This window comes from Streptacidiphilus monticola, from assembly GCF_042658505.1.
Taxonomy (GTDB): Bacteria; Actinomycetota; Actinomycetes; order Streptomycetales; family Streptomycetaceae; genus Streptacidiphilus; species Streptacidiphilus monticola.
Genome location: NZ_JBHSQJ010000039.1, coordinates 7,853 through 20,119 on the forward strand (window position 1 = coordinate 7,853; position 12,267 = coordinate 20,119).

Consider the following 12,267-nt stretch of genomic DNA (forward strand, 5'->3'; position numbering starts at 1 on the left):
GCGTCCCTCGCGGACATCCTGGAGCGGGTCCTGGACAAGGGCGTGGTCATCGCCGGTGACATCAAGATCAACCTGCTGGACATCGAACTGCTCACCATCAAGCTCCGCCTCCTGGTCGTCTCCGTCGACAAGGCGAAGGAGATGGGCATCGACTGGTGGGAGCACGACCCGGCCCTGTCCTCCCGTGCCCGCCCGCAACTCGAGGAGGGCGGTGAGGCATGACACTGCTCTACACCTACGCCTTCACTGCCCCCGACCCCGACGCCCGCCTGTCCTGGGCTGATCTTGTCGGGGTCGGCGGCGCACCCGTCCGGCCGCTCCCCCTCGGGGACGTGACCGCCGCCGTCAGCGACGTTCCCGAGCGGGTCTTCGACGAGACCGCGCTGCGACGCCGACTGGAGGACCTCTCCTGGCTCGAGGCCACCGCACGCGCCCACGACGCTGTCGTCCAGGCCCTCGCCGCGCACGGCACGGTGCTGCCGCTGCGCCTGGCCACCCTCCACCGCGACGCCGGGAGCCTGCGCGCCTCGCTCGCCGAATGGCCCGATCTGCCCGCCCGCCTCGGCAAGCTGACGGGCTGCCAGGAGTGGGCCGTGAAGATCGACGTGCTCTCCTCCCCCGACGCCGTGCCTGCCGCATCCGCTGCCGAGGACGGCCGCTCGTACCTGCGCCGTCGGCACGCGCAGCGCCTGGGCGGCAAGGCCCGCGAGGCAGCGGTCGCGGAACTGGAGCGGCGCCTGCCGCAGGAGCTGGCCGGGGTCGTCACCTCGGTCCGCGCGCTGACCCCGCAATCCGGTGCTCTCGCCCGCAGTCGACGCGGCGTCAACCTCGTCAACCACGCCTACCTGGTGCCCCAGCGCCACAGCGAGCAGTTCCATGCCCGCGTCGAGGCGCTGGCCGCGCACCTGCCGGACGGCGTCGCGGTGGAGGTCACCGGGCCGTGGGCCCCCTACAACTTCAGCGCGCCGTGACCGCCCTCCCCGAGCGGACGAGCCTCGCCGTCGAGGCGTCGCGTCCCACAGCCCTGGTGGACCTGCTGGACCGGCTCCTGGACGGCGGCGCGGTCATCCTCGGCGACCTCACGCTGAGCATCGCGGACGTGGACCTGGTCCACGTGTCCCTGCACGCCGTCATCCGCTCGCTCAACGACACGCACCCCTGGCAACCGTAGGAGACAGGCATGTCCGCACCGCGCCGACTCGAACTCGAACCCGACACCGTGGAACGGGACTTGGCGCGCCTGGTCCTCACGGTCGTCGAGCTGCTGCGCGAGCTGATGGAACGCCAGGCGCTGCGCCGGTTCGACGCCGGCACGCTCACGCCCGAGCAGGAGGAGCGCCTGGGAACCACCCTGATGCTCCTGGACGACCGCATGGACACCCTGTGCCGGCGCATGGGCCTGGAGCGCGACGACCTCAACCTCGACCTGGGCCCGCTCGGCACCCTGCTGTGAGCGGGCCGCCGCCGATGCGGCGAAGGCGCCGGAACCACGGCCGCGCACATACTCTTGGGCCCCACGACGCCGCACCACGTCCCCGGGGAACCCGCATGGCCGACGACACCACCCGCACCGCGACCGACCTGTACGCCGTCGCCTGGAACCACGGCACGCCCTCGCGCCGCAGCGCGCCCGAGGCCCCGATCCAGGTGCACCGCCATGACCAGCGCACCTGGATCCTGCGGCAGAGCAAGACGCTCAACTACGAGGCCCCGTTCCTGTTCCTGCTCCTCGGCACCGAACGCGCCCTGCTCCTGGACACCGGCGCGGTCGGCGATCCCGAGGCCTTCCCCCTCCGGGCCACGGTCGACTCGCTCCTGGCGGAGCACCTGGCCGCGCATCCGCGCGAGGACTACCGACTCGTGGTCGCCCACACCCATCCGCACGGCGACCACGTCGCCGCCGACGGCCAGTTCGCGGACCGGCCGGCAACGGTGGTCGTCGGCCACGGAGTCGAGGCGGTTCGGGAGTTCTTCGGCTTCACGGACGACACCTGGCCCACCGGCTCCGTCGTCTTCGACCTCGGCGGCCGTCCGCTGGAGCTGCTCCCCTCCCCCGGTCACCACGAGGCATCGGTCACCGTCCACGACCCGGCGACGGGCTGGCTGCTGACCGGGGACACGGTGCTGCCCGGCCGCCTCTACATCTCCGACGCGGCGGCCTACCTGGCCACCCTCGACCGGCTGGTCGACTTCGCGAAGACGCACGAGGTGAGCCACGTCCTGGGCTGCCACGTGGAGATGACGGACCGTCCGCGCCGTGACTACCCCCTGGGAGCTGTCCAGCAGCCCCGGGAGCGGCCCCTCCCGCTGACGGCGGCCCACCTGAGCGGTATCCGGGACGCCGTCGCCGCCCTGGGCGGGAAGAAGGACACCATCCGCGCCTACGACGACTTCGTCGTCTACCTGGAACCCGGCCACGGCCAAGCTCCGCCTCCTCGGCCGCGCACTGGCCCACCGACTGGCCGACCGCTTCCGCCGACGGTGACACCCGCGGCTCAGTCAGGCCGCGGACCCGCACGATCTGCAGGGCCGTTCCGGGGCAGGAGAACCGGTGACGCCGCGGTGACCGCAGCGGCCGGGGGCGAGCATCGGAGAGACACGTGCCTGGAGACGAAGTGAGGGAGCCGCCTGCGGCGTGGCTGCCGCCGCTCGGTCGGTCGATCGATCAACTCCTGGCCTCGGTGGAACGGTTGACGGACAGCGAGGTCCGCGAGCCGTCGCTGCTGCCGGAGTGGACACGGGCGCACGTGCTCACCCACATCGCGCGCGCCGCCGATTCCCGCACGCGACTGCTGACGGCGGCCCGCACCGGGGCGCAGCTGCCCCAGTACCTCAGCGAGGAAGAACGCTCCCGGCAGATCGAGGCGGGGGCCCGCCTGCCTGCCGCGGTGCTCGTCGACGATCTGGAGGGGGCACTTCGCCGCTTCCTGGTCATGGCCGCGGACCATCCTGCGGGCGCCTGGAAGGTGCCGGTGCGCTGGCTGGGCGGCAGCCTGCGGCCGGTCGGCGGGGCGGTGGGAAGCCTGCTGCGTGAGGTCGAGGTACACCACACCGACCTCGACATGGGGCACCGGCCTGCCGACTGGCCCGAGCAGTTCGTGGTACGGGAACTGGCTACCACCGTGGACCGGTTGAGGCGCAGGCCCGATGCCCCGGCCATGGTGCTCCACGTCGCAGGGGGCGCCGGGGCGCACGCGGTCGGCGGCGGCGCCGGGCCGCGGGTGTCCGGGCCTGCGGCCGAGCTGCTGGGCTGGCTCTCAGGACGCATCGACGGAAGCGCGCTCAGCGTCGATCCACCCGGCCGCCTGCCGCAGGTGCCGCCCTGGCGCAGCTGAGGGCCGGCCGGTGGCGGGCCATTGGGTGATCACGGCCCGGCCTTGCCGCGGGCCGACGCGATGACCGGGGTCATGCCTGCAGCTCCGGAAGGGTGTCGGCGGTGGGTGCCTGCGGGCTGCGGCGGTCGGTGCGAGCGGCGATGACGCGGCCGAGTACGGCGACGGCGAGCAGGACGGCGACGGTGCCGAGGGTGAAGGTCTCGAAGACGGTGCGCGAGACGCCCCAGGTGCCGGTGAAGTCGTAGGAGACGCCCAGGACGCGTTCGAGGACGCCGGGGAACAGGGCGATCCAGGAGCCGAGCGCGATCCAGGCGTGGACGAGGCCCAGGCTGATCCGGAAACCCCAGGCGCCGAAGGGGACTTGGTACGGTCGCGGGACGCCGGGGTGCTTCCTGCGCAGGGTGCCGAGTGCGGGGATGACGACGAGGTACGACAGCAGCAGGGTGGTGACGGCCACCGTCAGGACGACGCTGAACACCGCTGCGGTGCTGCCGCTGACCAGCAGGGTCGCGGCCAGCATGAACGCGGTGGCGGTGAAGCCGGAGACCAGGTTCATCCTGACGGGGGTGCCCAGGCGGGGGTGGAAGGCGCCGAGCGCGCGGCTGAAGAAGCCGCCGTCGGCGGCGGCCATGGCCTGCATGCGGTCGCTGACGATCATCCAGGCGCTGCCCTGGGTCAGCAGCACGAAGACGAACAGCACGCTGATCGCGCTCAGCAGCGCGCCGCCGGCGGTGCCGTAGCTGCCGAAGACGAGGACGGCGGCGTCGAGGAAGCCGGCCACTCCGGTGATCTGACGGGCCGGGACGACGGCGAGGATCGCGAAGACGGGCAGCAGGTAGCAGCAGGCGGCGACCCCTGCGGAGACGCCGATGGAGACGGGCACGTCGCGCTTGGGGTTGCGCATCTCCTCGGCGGCGGCGTTGGGGGCTTCGAAGCCGACGTAGGCGAACAGCAGGACGGGGACGAGCGCGAGGAAGCCGCCTGCGGTGGGCGAGAAGGAGGCGCCGGACAGGCCCTTGAAGCCGTGCTGGAGACCGTAGACGACCGCGGTCGCGGTGACTGTGAGCATGAGCGCGACCTTGGCGACGGCGCCGACGGTGGTGATCCATTTGCCGCGTCGCAGGGAGACGACCGCGGTGAGGATGGAGACCCAGATGAAGACGAGCTTGAAGCCGTAGTCGGCGGGGGTGCCGCTGCCCAGCCTGGTCACGTGGCCGTCCCAGGCGTGGGCGGCCGCGAAGACGAGGGAGCCGCCCAGCCACACGGGGTTGGTGACCCAGTACATGAGGGTGGTCAGCGCGGCGGCGGTGCGGCCGTAGGCGAGTTTGACCCACACGTAGGGGCCGCCCTCCTGCGGGAACGCGGCGCCGGTCTCGGCGAAGAGCAGGGCGTAGGGCACGAGGAAGAGCAGCGCGAGGACGAGGGTCCAGGTGACGGCCTTGCCGCCGCCCGTGGCGATCTGGCCGATGACGTCGGCCGAGATCACGGCGGCGACCCCGAGGGCCATGATGTCGAAGCGGCCGAGGCTGCGGTGCAGGTGCGGCACGGACTCGGTTCTGCCGACGGGCAGTTGGCCGTCGGGCGCGGGGGTGGCGGACACGGGGACTCCTCGGTGTGTGGGGAGGGGAGGCGTTCGTGCGGGGCGCGTGCGGAGTGGGGCCGCGAGGCGCCGGACCGCCTGCCGACAGCGGCGGCGGCCGGCGGGACCGTGGGGAAACCCGGGCTGCCCCGGGTGGGGGCGACGGGCGGCCCGGTGGTCCAGGAGGGGGTGCGCGGTTCTAGCGGAGGAGTTCGCCGCTGGGCCGGACGCGCTCGAGGACCTGCCGCATGGCGGTGACGACCTCCTTGGCCTCCGTCTCCGTCATGGTCAGCGCCGGCGACAGCACCAGGGAGTGCGCGCAGTCGCGGACGATGACGCCGGTCTCCCGGCGGATCACGTCCGGCAGCATCGGCTGGAGCATCGGCAGCGGCTCGCGGGTCGCCCGGTCGGCGACCAGTTCGACGGCCAGCATCATGCCGACGGAGCGGATCTCGCCGACCACGGGGAGGTCGCCGAGCTGTGCTTCCAGCTCCTGGTGCAGGAAGGCGCCGGTCGTGGTGGCACGGGCGAGCAGGTTCTCGCGCTCGATGACGGCCAGGTTCTCCAGCGCCACCGCACAGGCGACGGGGTGGCCGTTGTAGGTGTAGCCCATCGGGAAGCCGGCGTCGGCCAGCAGCTGCTCGGCGACGTGGTCCCCGAGGAGCAGCGCGCCCAGGGGGATGTAGCCGGAGGTGATGCCCTTCGCGGTGACGATGATGTCGGGGGTGACGTCGAAGTGCTGGGCGGCGAACCAGGATCCGACGCGCCCGTAGGCGGTGACGACCTCGTCGAGGATGAGCAGGATGCCGTGGCGGTCCAGCACCTCGCGCACGCGCGGCCAGTAGTCGTCCGGCGGCACGAGCATGCCGCCGACGCCCANCCGCCGACGCCCATGATCGGCTCACCGATCATGGCGGCGATGTTGCCGGGGCCGATCTCGGCGATGCGCTGCTCCAGCTCGGCGATGAGGAAGTCGGTGGGGTCCTCGCCGTTGAAGAGTTCGCTGCGGTACGGCCACGGCGGGGTGAGGTGGGAGACGTGCGGCATCATCGGGGCGAAGCCCTCGTGGTAGACGGGGAAGCCGGTGGCCGAGCCGCCTCCGTAGCCGATGCCGTGGTAGGCCTTGTGCCGGGCCAGGATCCAGGTGCGGGAGGACTCGCCGCGCCGGTGGTGGTAGTAGCGGGCCATCTTGATCGCGGCCTCGTTGCCCTCCGAGCCGCCGGAGGTGAAGTAGACGTGGCCCAGTCCGCGCGGGGCGATGGAGGTGAGCTTGGTGGCCAGCTCGATCGCGCGGTCGTTGGAGAACTCCCAGAAGCTGGTGAAGTATTCGAGCTTCGCCATCTGCTCGTAGGCCGCCCGCGCGACCTCCTCGCGGCCGTGCCCGATCTGTGCCAGCCACAGGCCGCCGGTCGCGTCCAGGTAGGAGCGTCCGTCGGAGTCGGTCAGGCGGCACCCGGATCCGGCCGTCATCACGACGCGTTCGCTGATCGAGCCGGGCAGGTAGGGGTGGATGATCCGGGCCCGGTCGGCGGTCTTCAACTGGTCCGAGGTCATCGGGGTGCGGCTCATGGCGGTGCCTTTCGTGCAGGAGGACGGGGCGTGGCGGGGCGCGGCGGTCAGCCGTAGGAGATCCAGGTGGTCTTCAGGCCGGTGTACTTGTCGAAGGCGTGCAGGGAGAGGTCGCGGCCGAAGCCGGACTGCTTGAAGCCGCCGAACGGCGTCATCGGACTGAGCGCGTCGACGGTGTTGACCGACACCGTCCCGGCGTGGAGCGCCTCGGCGACGCGGTGGGCGCGGGCCAGGTCGCGGGTCCACACGGAGGCGGCCAGGCCGTACGGGGAGTCATGGGCGAGGCGGACCGCCTCGGCCTCGTCGCGGAACTGATGGACCGTCAGGACCGGTCCGAACAGTTCCTCGCGGGCGAGCGGCGCGTCCTCGGGCAGCCCGGCGACGATGGTGGGGTGCAGGTAGGCGCCGGGCCGGTCGGGGCGGGTGCCGCCGTGGACCACCCGGCCGCCGTGGGCCCGGGCCGCCTCGACGGCGTCCAGCAGGCGCTGGGCCTGGGCCTCGTCGACGAGGGGGCCGAGCCGGGTGGCCGGGTCGAGCGGGTCGCCGGGGACGTACGCGGCGGCGTGCTCGGCCACGCGGGCGGTGAACTCGTCCGCGATGTCGGCGTGGACGAGCAGGCGGGTGTTGGCCGAGCAGACCTGGCCGGCGTTGAAGCAGAAGCCGAAGGCGGCGCGCTCGGCGGCGGCGTCGAGGTCGGCGTCCGGGAAGACCAGGTTGGGGCTCTTGCCGCCCGCCTCCAGCCAGACCTGCTTGCCGTTGGACTGCGCGGCGTAGCCCAGGAACAGCCGGCCCACGGCCGTGGAGCCGGTGAAGGCCAGCACGTCCACGTCCGGGTGCAGGCCAAGGGCCCGCCCGGCGGTCTCGCCGAGGCCGGGGACGACGTTGAGCACGCCCGCCGGGATGCCCGCCTCGAGCGCCAACTGGGCCAGCAGCAGCGCGGATTGGGGTGACTGCTCGGCGGGCTTGAGGACCACGCTGTTGCCGGCCGCGAGCGCCGGGGCGAGCTTCCAGGAGGCGAGGTCGAGCGGGAAGTTCCACGGCACGACGGCGCCGACGACGCCCAGCGGGACGCGACGCACCAGCGCCAGGTTGCCGGGCGCGGCGGGGGCCACCTCGTCGTAGAGCTTGTCGGCGGCCTCGGCGTGCCAGGCGAAGCACCCGGCCGCGCCGGGGACGTCCACGGTGAGCGCCTCGGCCACCGGCTTGCCCATGTCGAGCGAGTCGTAGAGGGCGAGTTCCGGGCCGTGCTGGTCGATCAGCTCGGCCAGGCGCAGCAGGCGCTTCTTGCGGGCGTCCGGGGCGAGGCCGCTCCAGCGGCCGTCGGCGAAGGCGGCGCGGGCCGAGCGGACGGCGTCGTCGACGTCGGCGGCGTCGCAGGCGGCGACTTCGGCGACCGCCTTGCCGGTGGCGGGGTCGGTGTCGGTGAACACGGCGCCGGAGCGGGCGTCGCGCTGCTCGCCGTCGATGAAGGCGCGGGTCTGCGGCGTCAGGGCCGCCGCCAGCTGGTGCCAGTCGGCGGCGGGTGGGGTGGGCGTGTTCATAGCGAACCTCAGGAGTCCTCGAAGGGCCGCCGGCCGCGGACTCGTCCTGCGAGGCCGGGATCAGGCGTGTGCCCGAGTTCTTTGAATCGGGAGTCAAGCAATGGTCTGGCGGTTCCGTCAATAGCCGGGTAGCTTTCCGCGTACCGGATTCGACCCACGCATCAGAGAACGGGGCGACAGTGGCACGGCCCAGGAACCAGGAAGCCCGCCGCGGGGAACTGATCGACGCCGCCGGACGGGCCATCGCCGACCGCGGCATGGCCGCCCTGCGCATCAAGGACATCGCCGCCGAAGCGGGGATCTCCGCCGGATCGGTCCTGTACTACTACCCGGAGCTCGACGACCTGGTCCTGGCCGTGCACCAGGCCGCTGTGGAGCGCTACCTGAACCGGCGTCAGGAACGCATCGACGCTCCGGAGTCTCCGTTGGACCGGATGCGCGCGGCGCTGGGGTCAGGGCTGCCGGAAGGGCCCGACGACGCCGTGCACCGGCTGCTGTTCGAGCTGCACGGCCTCGCCGACCGCAGTGCCGCGCACGCCGCGCTGATGTCCTCGCTGTACGCGCGAGAGGTCGCCCTCTACGCCGTGCTGCTCGAAGTCGGCGCCGCCAAGGGCGCGTTCACGCTCACCTGCGCGGTCGGCGACGCCGCCCGCAACCTGGTCGCGCTGGAGGACGGCTACGGCCTGCACATCGTCGCCCGCAACCCGGCCATCACCCGGGCCGCAGCCTTGACGCTGCTGACGGCCTTCGCGCGCACGATCACGGGCTGTCCCGAGCTGTAGCGGTTCCCGCGGCTCCCCCGGCGGCGAGATCCGCCGCCGTCAGCGCGAGCGCCAGCGCGCCGTCCAGCACGGCGGCGTCGGCGGCCGCGGTCGCGCAGGCGGCGGCGAACTCGCGCTGGTGGTTGACGGCCGGCAGCGAGTCGATGCCGAGGTAGGGGTGCAGCGCGCGGACCACCCGCGAGACGTTGCCCATGTCGGTCGAGGCCCGGTTCATCCGCGCCGCGGGGTCCCCGGGCGCGGCGAAGCGGCGGCCGATGCCCTCGGCGTTGCGCCGGTAGAGGGCGACCAGCTCCGCGTCGTTGCGGAACTCCGAGTACGGCGGGCTCTCCGGCTCGATCTCCAGGGCGCACCCGGAGGCAAGCGCGCCGGCGCGGAAGCATGCCTCGACCCGCGGCCGGACCCGCTCCAGCTCCTCCAGGCTGCCCGCTCGCACGTACCAACGCCCTTGCGTGCGTTCGGGGATGGCGTTCGGCGCCTCTCCCCCGCGGGTGACCAGGCCGTGCACCCGCGTGGTCGGCGGCAGTTGCTGGCGCAGCAACCCGATGCCGACCTGGGCGACGGTGAACGCGTCGGCAGCGTTGCGTCCCTGCTCGGGATAGGCGGCGGCGTGGGCGGCCCGCCCGGTGTAGCGCACGCCCAGATGGGCCACGGCGAACGGCTCGGCCTCGGCGACGTCGACGGGACCGGGGTGGACCATCATGGCCACGTCCACGCCCGCGAACGCGCCGCGCTCCAGCATGAGGATCTTCCCGCCGCCCCCCTCTTCCGCAGGGGTGCCCAGGACGGTGACGGTCAGCCCGAGGCCGTCGGCGACCCGGGTGAGCGCCGCGGCAGCGCCCACCGCCGAAGCGGCGATGATGTTGTGGCCGCAGGCATGCCCCAGGCCGGGCAGCGCGTCGTACTCGGCGCACAGCGCCACATGCAGCGGGCCGCTGCCGACGGTGGCGCGGAACGCCGTCGGCAGGTCGCAGACGCCCGGAGTCACCGCGAACCCGAGGTCGTCCAGGAGCGAGGCGGTCCACCGGGCCGCCTTCTCCTCCTCCCACGCCGTCTCCGGGTGGGCGTGCAGGCGGTGCGACAGGGAGACCAGGCGGCCGGAGGCGGCCGTGACCGCCTCCGCCAGCAGCGACCGGACGCCCTCGGACGCCCGCGCTCGGTACGGGAGTTGATGGCTCGTCATCACAGGTCCCCCGGAACGCCGTAGCTGGGGGCGAGTTCGGGCGCGAGCGCCCGCCGCACGTAGGCGTCCTGCTGCGGCTCCCACAGGCGCCACAGCGCACCGAGCTCGGCGACCGGATCCTGCTCGGTCCAGTCGACCCGCAGGTCGACCACGGGCCACGGCACCGCCTCCGCGACCAGGAGGCCGGCCGAATGGACCGGCCCCTCCTCGCCGCCCGCCGCCACACCGGCAGCCAGCGCGTCCAAGAGGCGCTGCGCGAGCGGGAGTTCCGGCTCCGCCGCGAAGGCGTCGACCATCGCCTGCGGGACCCCCTGATGCCGCAGCATGTTGCCCGCGGCCACGCAGTCCGCGCCGAGGGCCTCGGCATGCGTGCCCAGCGCGTGCTCCCCCGAGAAGGCCGCGGGGCTGCCGTCGGCCGCGACGGCCGTCAACTGCCGCCAAGCGACCAGCGTTTCGGTGTCGCTCGTGTGGCGGACGGCGTCGGCCGCGCTCGACCCTGCGGCGATCAGATCGAGCAGCCAGGGCCCGAGCCGGGGATCGGTGACGTTCTGCGTGCATGCCGCCCCCACCCCCGCCCGCACGTACGCGCAGCGGGCGGCCACCGCCGGGCTCGACGAGGCGATCGCCACCCCGACCTGCCCCGTGCGGGCGCAGCGGGCCGTCAGGGAGAACGTCACAGCAGCTCCCCGCGCTCGGCGGCCTTCGCGTACCGGATGCTCGCCGCCTCGGCCCTGCGCGAGGAGGGGATAACGGCGGTGGCGTCGATCTCCACCAGCCACTCGGGGCGCGCCAGAGCGGAGACCACCAGGCCGGTCGAGACGTAGTGCACGCCCTTGAGCCACCGTCCCATCACCCGGTAGACCGGCTCGCGGAAGCGGATGTCGGTCAGGTAGACGGTGATCTTGACGATCTCGTCCAGGGCGCTGCCGGACTCCTCCAGCAGCAGGGCGATATTGGCCATCGCCTTCTCCGCCTGCGTCTCGACGTCGCCGACGCCGACGTTCTCGCGGGTGTCCAGATCCTGCCCGATCTGGCCGCGCAGGTAGACGGTGCCCTCGGCGACGACGGCCTGGGCCAGGTCGTTGGCGAGGTTCTGCTCGGGGTAGCTCTCGGCCGTGTTGAAGCGCCGCACACGGTGATGGACCATCAGGGACCGCTCCCGGGGCTGGGTGGGGACGTTCGGCCGGACGGCCGCAGCACCACTATGGGAGCGGCCTCTCCCGGGGTAAAGCAGATCTTTTAGGGTTGGGTCATCTCCGAATCAGATGAGAGAGGAAGGCAGCCGGACATGACGGAAGCGGTCGGTTTCACACTCGCGCAGCTGCGGTACTTCGTGGTCGCGGCCGAGGCCGGCAGCATGACGGCGGCGGCCGAACGCCTGCTCATCGCGCAGTCGGCGGTGTCCACCGCGGTCTCCAACCTGGAGCACGAACTCGGCGTCCAGCTGTTCATCCGCCGCAAGGGCAAGGGCCTCGCGGTCACCCCAGCCGGAGACCGACTGCTGCTGCAGGCAAGGGAGTTGCTCACCCGCGCACGCGACGTGGCTGCCGAGGCCCGCGGCGGCGAGGGCGGGCTGAGCGGCCAGGTCCGGCTGGGCTGCTTCGTCACCCTCGCGCCCTTCGTCCTGCCGCGCCTCCTGGCGGAGGCCGCGGTCCGCCACCCCGGACTCCAGGTCGACGTCCTCGAGGGCGAGGCGGACGAGCTCGACGCGGCCCTGCGCACCGGACGGATCGACTTCGCGATCACCTACGACCTCGGCCTGGGCACCAGCGTCGTCCGCGAGACCATCGCCTCGCTCCCCGCGCACGCGCTCGTCGCGGCCGACCACCCACTGGCCGGCCGCGACCGCATCGACCTGGCCGAACTCGCCCACGAACCCTTCGTCCTGCTCGACCTGCCGCACAGCCGCGACTACTTCTGGTCGCTCGTCTCCGCCACCGGGATCACGCCCGCCGTCCGGCACCGGTCCCACAGCTACGAGGCCGTGCGCTCCCTCGTCGCCCTCGGCCATGGGTTCTCCGTGCTGCACCAGCGCCCGGCGACGGACGACACCTACAGCGGCGCACGCGTCTCTGTCCTCCAACTGGCAAACCAGCACCCGCCGTTGGACCTGGTGCTGGCCCGCATGGACGGCGTCCGCCAGACCGCCCGGACCCACGCCGTCATGGAACTGGCCCAGGAACTGCTCACCGCCTAGGTCATCTGCCAATCAGATCTCCCAAACCGAAAACCTCTATTGGACAGAACCGTCGGCGCACGCCGACGATCCTGCTGCGGTAGC

At 72.8% G+C, this 12,267-nt stretch carries 13 protein-coding genes and 2 pseudogenes; 8 read left to right on the plus strand and 7 right to left on the minus strand.

Annotation, left to right across the window (positions count from 1 at the left end):
• The 6 genes and pseudogenes from ACFP3V_RS10745 to ACFP3V_RS10770 form a co-directional block, all read left to right on the plus strand.
• Positions 1 to 198 (plus strand): annotated as a pseudogene (locus ACFP3V_RS10745) (gas vesicle protein); the annotation flags it as partial.
• 20 nt (positions 199 to 218) lie between these two features.
• Entirely contained in the window at positions 219 to 971 is a 753-nt protein-coding gene (locus ACFP3V_RS10750) for a GvpL/GvpF family gas vesicle protein (protein ID WP_380582384.1), read from the plus strand.
• The gene (gene gvpJ, locus ACFP3V_RS10755) at positions 968 to 1,171 is read left to right on the plus strand and encodes a gas vesicle protein GvpJ (protein WP_380582386.1); all 204 of its coding nucleotides are present in this window, start codon (positions 968 to 970) and stop codon (positions 1,169 to 1,171) included. The genes ACFP3V_RS10750 and gvpJ overlap by 4 nt, the downstream gene beginning before the upstream one ends.
• Positions 1,172 to 1,180: 9 nt before the next feature.
• Complete coding sequence (locus tag ACFP3V_RS10760; RefSeq protein ID WP_380582388.1) at positions 1,181 to 1,453, plus strand: gas vesicle protein K; 273 nt, start codon at positions 1,181 to 1,183, stop codon at positions 1,451 to 1,453.
• A 95-nt stretch (positions 1,454 to 1,548) separates the two neighbouring features.
• Positions 1,549 to 2,619 carry an MBL fold metallo-hydrolase gene (locus ACFP3V_RS10765; RefSeq protein ID WP_380582390.1) on the plus strand — a complete coding sequence of 357 codons (1,071 nt, stop codon included), beginning with the start codon at positions 1,549 to 1,551 and terminating at the stop codon, positions 2,617 to 2,619.
• Entirely contained in the window at positions 2,616 to 3,335 is a 720-nt protein-coding gene (locus tag ACFP3V_RS10770) for a maleylpyruvate isomerase family mycothiol-dependent enzyme (RefSeq protein WP_380582392.1), read from the plus strand. Before ACFP3V_RS10765 ends, ACFP3V_RS10770 begins: the two co-directional genes overlap by 4 nt.
• A gap of 70 nt (positions 3,336 to 3,405) precedes the next feature.
• On the opposite strand, the gene ACFP3V_RS10775 is transcribed toward ACFP3V_RS10770, so the two are convergent.
• The 4 genes and pseudogenes from ACFP3V_RS10775 to ACFP3V_RS10790 all read right to left on the minus strand — a co-directional run bounded on the left by ACFP3V_RS10775 (position 3,406) and on the right by ACFP3V_RS10790 (position 8,024).
• Entirely contained in the window at positions 3,406 to 4,935 is a 1,530-nt protein-coding gene (locus ACFP3V_RS10775) for an APC family permease (protein ID WP_380582394.1), read from the minus strand.
• Between the two features lie 178 nt (positions 4,936 to 5,113).
• Positions 5,114 to 5,779 (minus strand): aminotransferase class III-fold pyridoxal phosphate-dependent enzyme, encoded by a 666-nt coding sequence (locus tag ACFP3V_RS10780; protein WP_380582396.1) that lies wholly within the window; start codon positions 5,777 to 5,779, stop codon positions 5,114 to 5,116.
• Between the two features lie 62 nt (positions 5,780 to 5,841).
• Positions 5,842 to 6,483, minus strand: a pseudogene (locus ACFP3V_RS10785) (aminotransferase class III-fold pyridoxal phosphate-dependent enzyme); the annotation flags it as partial.
• A 47-nt stretch (positions 6,484 to 6,530) separates the two neighbouring features.
• Entirely contained in the window at positions 6,531 to 8,024 is a 1,494-nt protein-coding gene (locus ACFP3V_RS10790; RefSeq protein ID WP_380582398.1) for an aldehyde dehydrogenase, read from the minus strand.
• A 179-nt stretch (positions 8,025 to 8,203) separates the two neighbouring features.
• On the opposite strand from ACFP3V_RS10790, the gene ACFP3V_RS10795 reads away from it, so the two are divergent.
• Positions 8,204 to 8,806, plus strand: coding sequence for a TetR/AcrR family transcriptional regulator (locus ACFP3V_RS10795; RefSeq protein ID WP_380582400.1), 603 nt, complete (start codon positions 8,204 to 8,206; stop codon positions 8,804 to 8,806).
• Here the strand turns inward: ACFP3V_RS10795 and ACFP3V_RS10800 are convergent.
• The 3 genes from ACFP3V_RS10800 to ACFP3V_RS10810 are packed head-to-tail and all read right to left on the minus strand — an operon-like array spanning position 8,784 to position 11,133.
• Positions 8,784 to 9,986 carry a M20 family metallopeptidase gene (locus ACFP3V_RS10800; RefSeq protein WP_380582402.1) on the minus strand — a complete coding sequence of 401 codons (1,203 nt, stop codon included), beginning with the start codon at positions 9,984 to 9,986 and terminating at the stop codon, positions 8,784 to 8,786. The genes ACFP3V_RS10795 and ACFP3V_RS10800 overlap by 23 nt on opposite strands.
• Positions 9,986 to 10,663, minus strand: a complete 678-nt coding sequence (locus ACFP3V_RS10805; RefSeq protein ID WP_380582404.1) for a DUF1028 domain-containing protein — start codon at positions 10,661 to 10,663, stop codon at positions 9,986 to 9,988. Before ACFP3V_RS10805 ends, ACFP3V_RS10800 begins: the two co-directional genes overlap by 1 nt.
• Complete coding sequence (locus ACFP3V_RS10810) at positions 10,660 to 11,133, minus strand: RidA family protein (RefSeq protein WP_380582406.1); 474 nt, start codon at positions 11,131 to 11,133, stop codon at positions 10,660 to 10,662. Before ACFP3V_RS10810 ends, ACFP3V_RS10805 begins: the two co-directional genes overlap by 4 nt.
• A gap of 141 nt (positions 11,134 to 11,274) precedes the next feature.
• On the opposite strand from ACFP3V_RS10810, the gene ACFP3V_RS10815 reads away from it, so the two are divergent.
• Entirely contained in the window at positions 11,275 to 12,183 is a 909-nt protein-coding gene (locus ACFP3V_RS10815; RefSeq protein ID WP_380582408.1) for a LysR family transcriptional regulator, read from the plus strand.
• Positions 12,184 to 12,267: the final 84 nt, after the last annotated feature.

What these genes read in the sequence shown, in the direction of transcription:
- ACFP3V_RS10780 (WP_380582396.1), bottom strand. Translation starts at nt 5,779, where the DNA reads ATGCTCGTGCCGCCGGACGACTACTGGCCGCGCGTGCGCGAGGTGCTG.
- ACFP3V_RS10750 (WP_380582384.1), top strand. Translation starts at nt 219, where the DNA reads ATGACACTGCTCTACACCTACGCCTTCACTGCCCCCGACCCCGACGCC.
- ACFP3V_RS10800 (WP_380582402.1), bottom strand. Translation starts at nt 9,986, where the DNA reads ATGACGAGCCATCAACTCCCGTACCGAGCGCGGGCGTCCGAGGGCGTC.
- ACFP3V_RS10765 (WP_380582390.1), top strand. Translation starts at nt 1,549, where the DNA reads ATGGCCGACGACACCACCCGCACCGCGACCGACCTGTACGCCGTCGCC.
- ACFP3V_RS10810 (WP_380582406.1), bottom strand. Translation starts at nt 11,133, where the DNA reads ATGGTCCATCACCGTGTGCGGCGCTTCAACACGGCCGAGAGCTACCCC.
- ACFP3V_RS10790 (WP_380582398.1), bottom strand. Translation starts at nt 8,024, where the DNA reads ATGAACACGCCCACCCCACCCGCCGCCGACTGGCACCAGCTGGCGGCG.
- ACFP3V_RS10815 (WP_380582408.1), top strand. Translation starts at nt 11,275, where the DNA reads ATGACGGAAGCGGTCGGTTTCACACTCGCGCAGCTGCGGTACTTCGTG.
- ACFP3V_RS10760 (WP_380582388.1), top strand. Translation starts at nt 1,181, where the DNA reads ATGTCCGCACCGCGCCGACTCGAACTCGAACCCGACACCGTGGAACGG.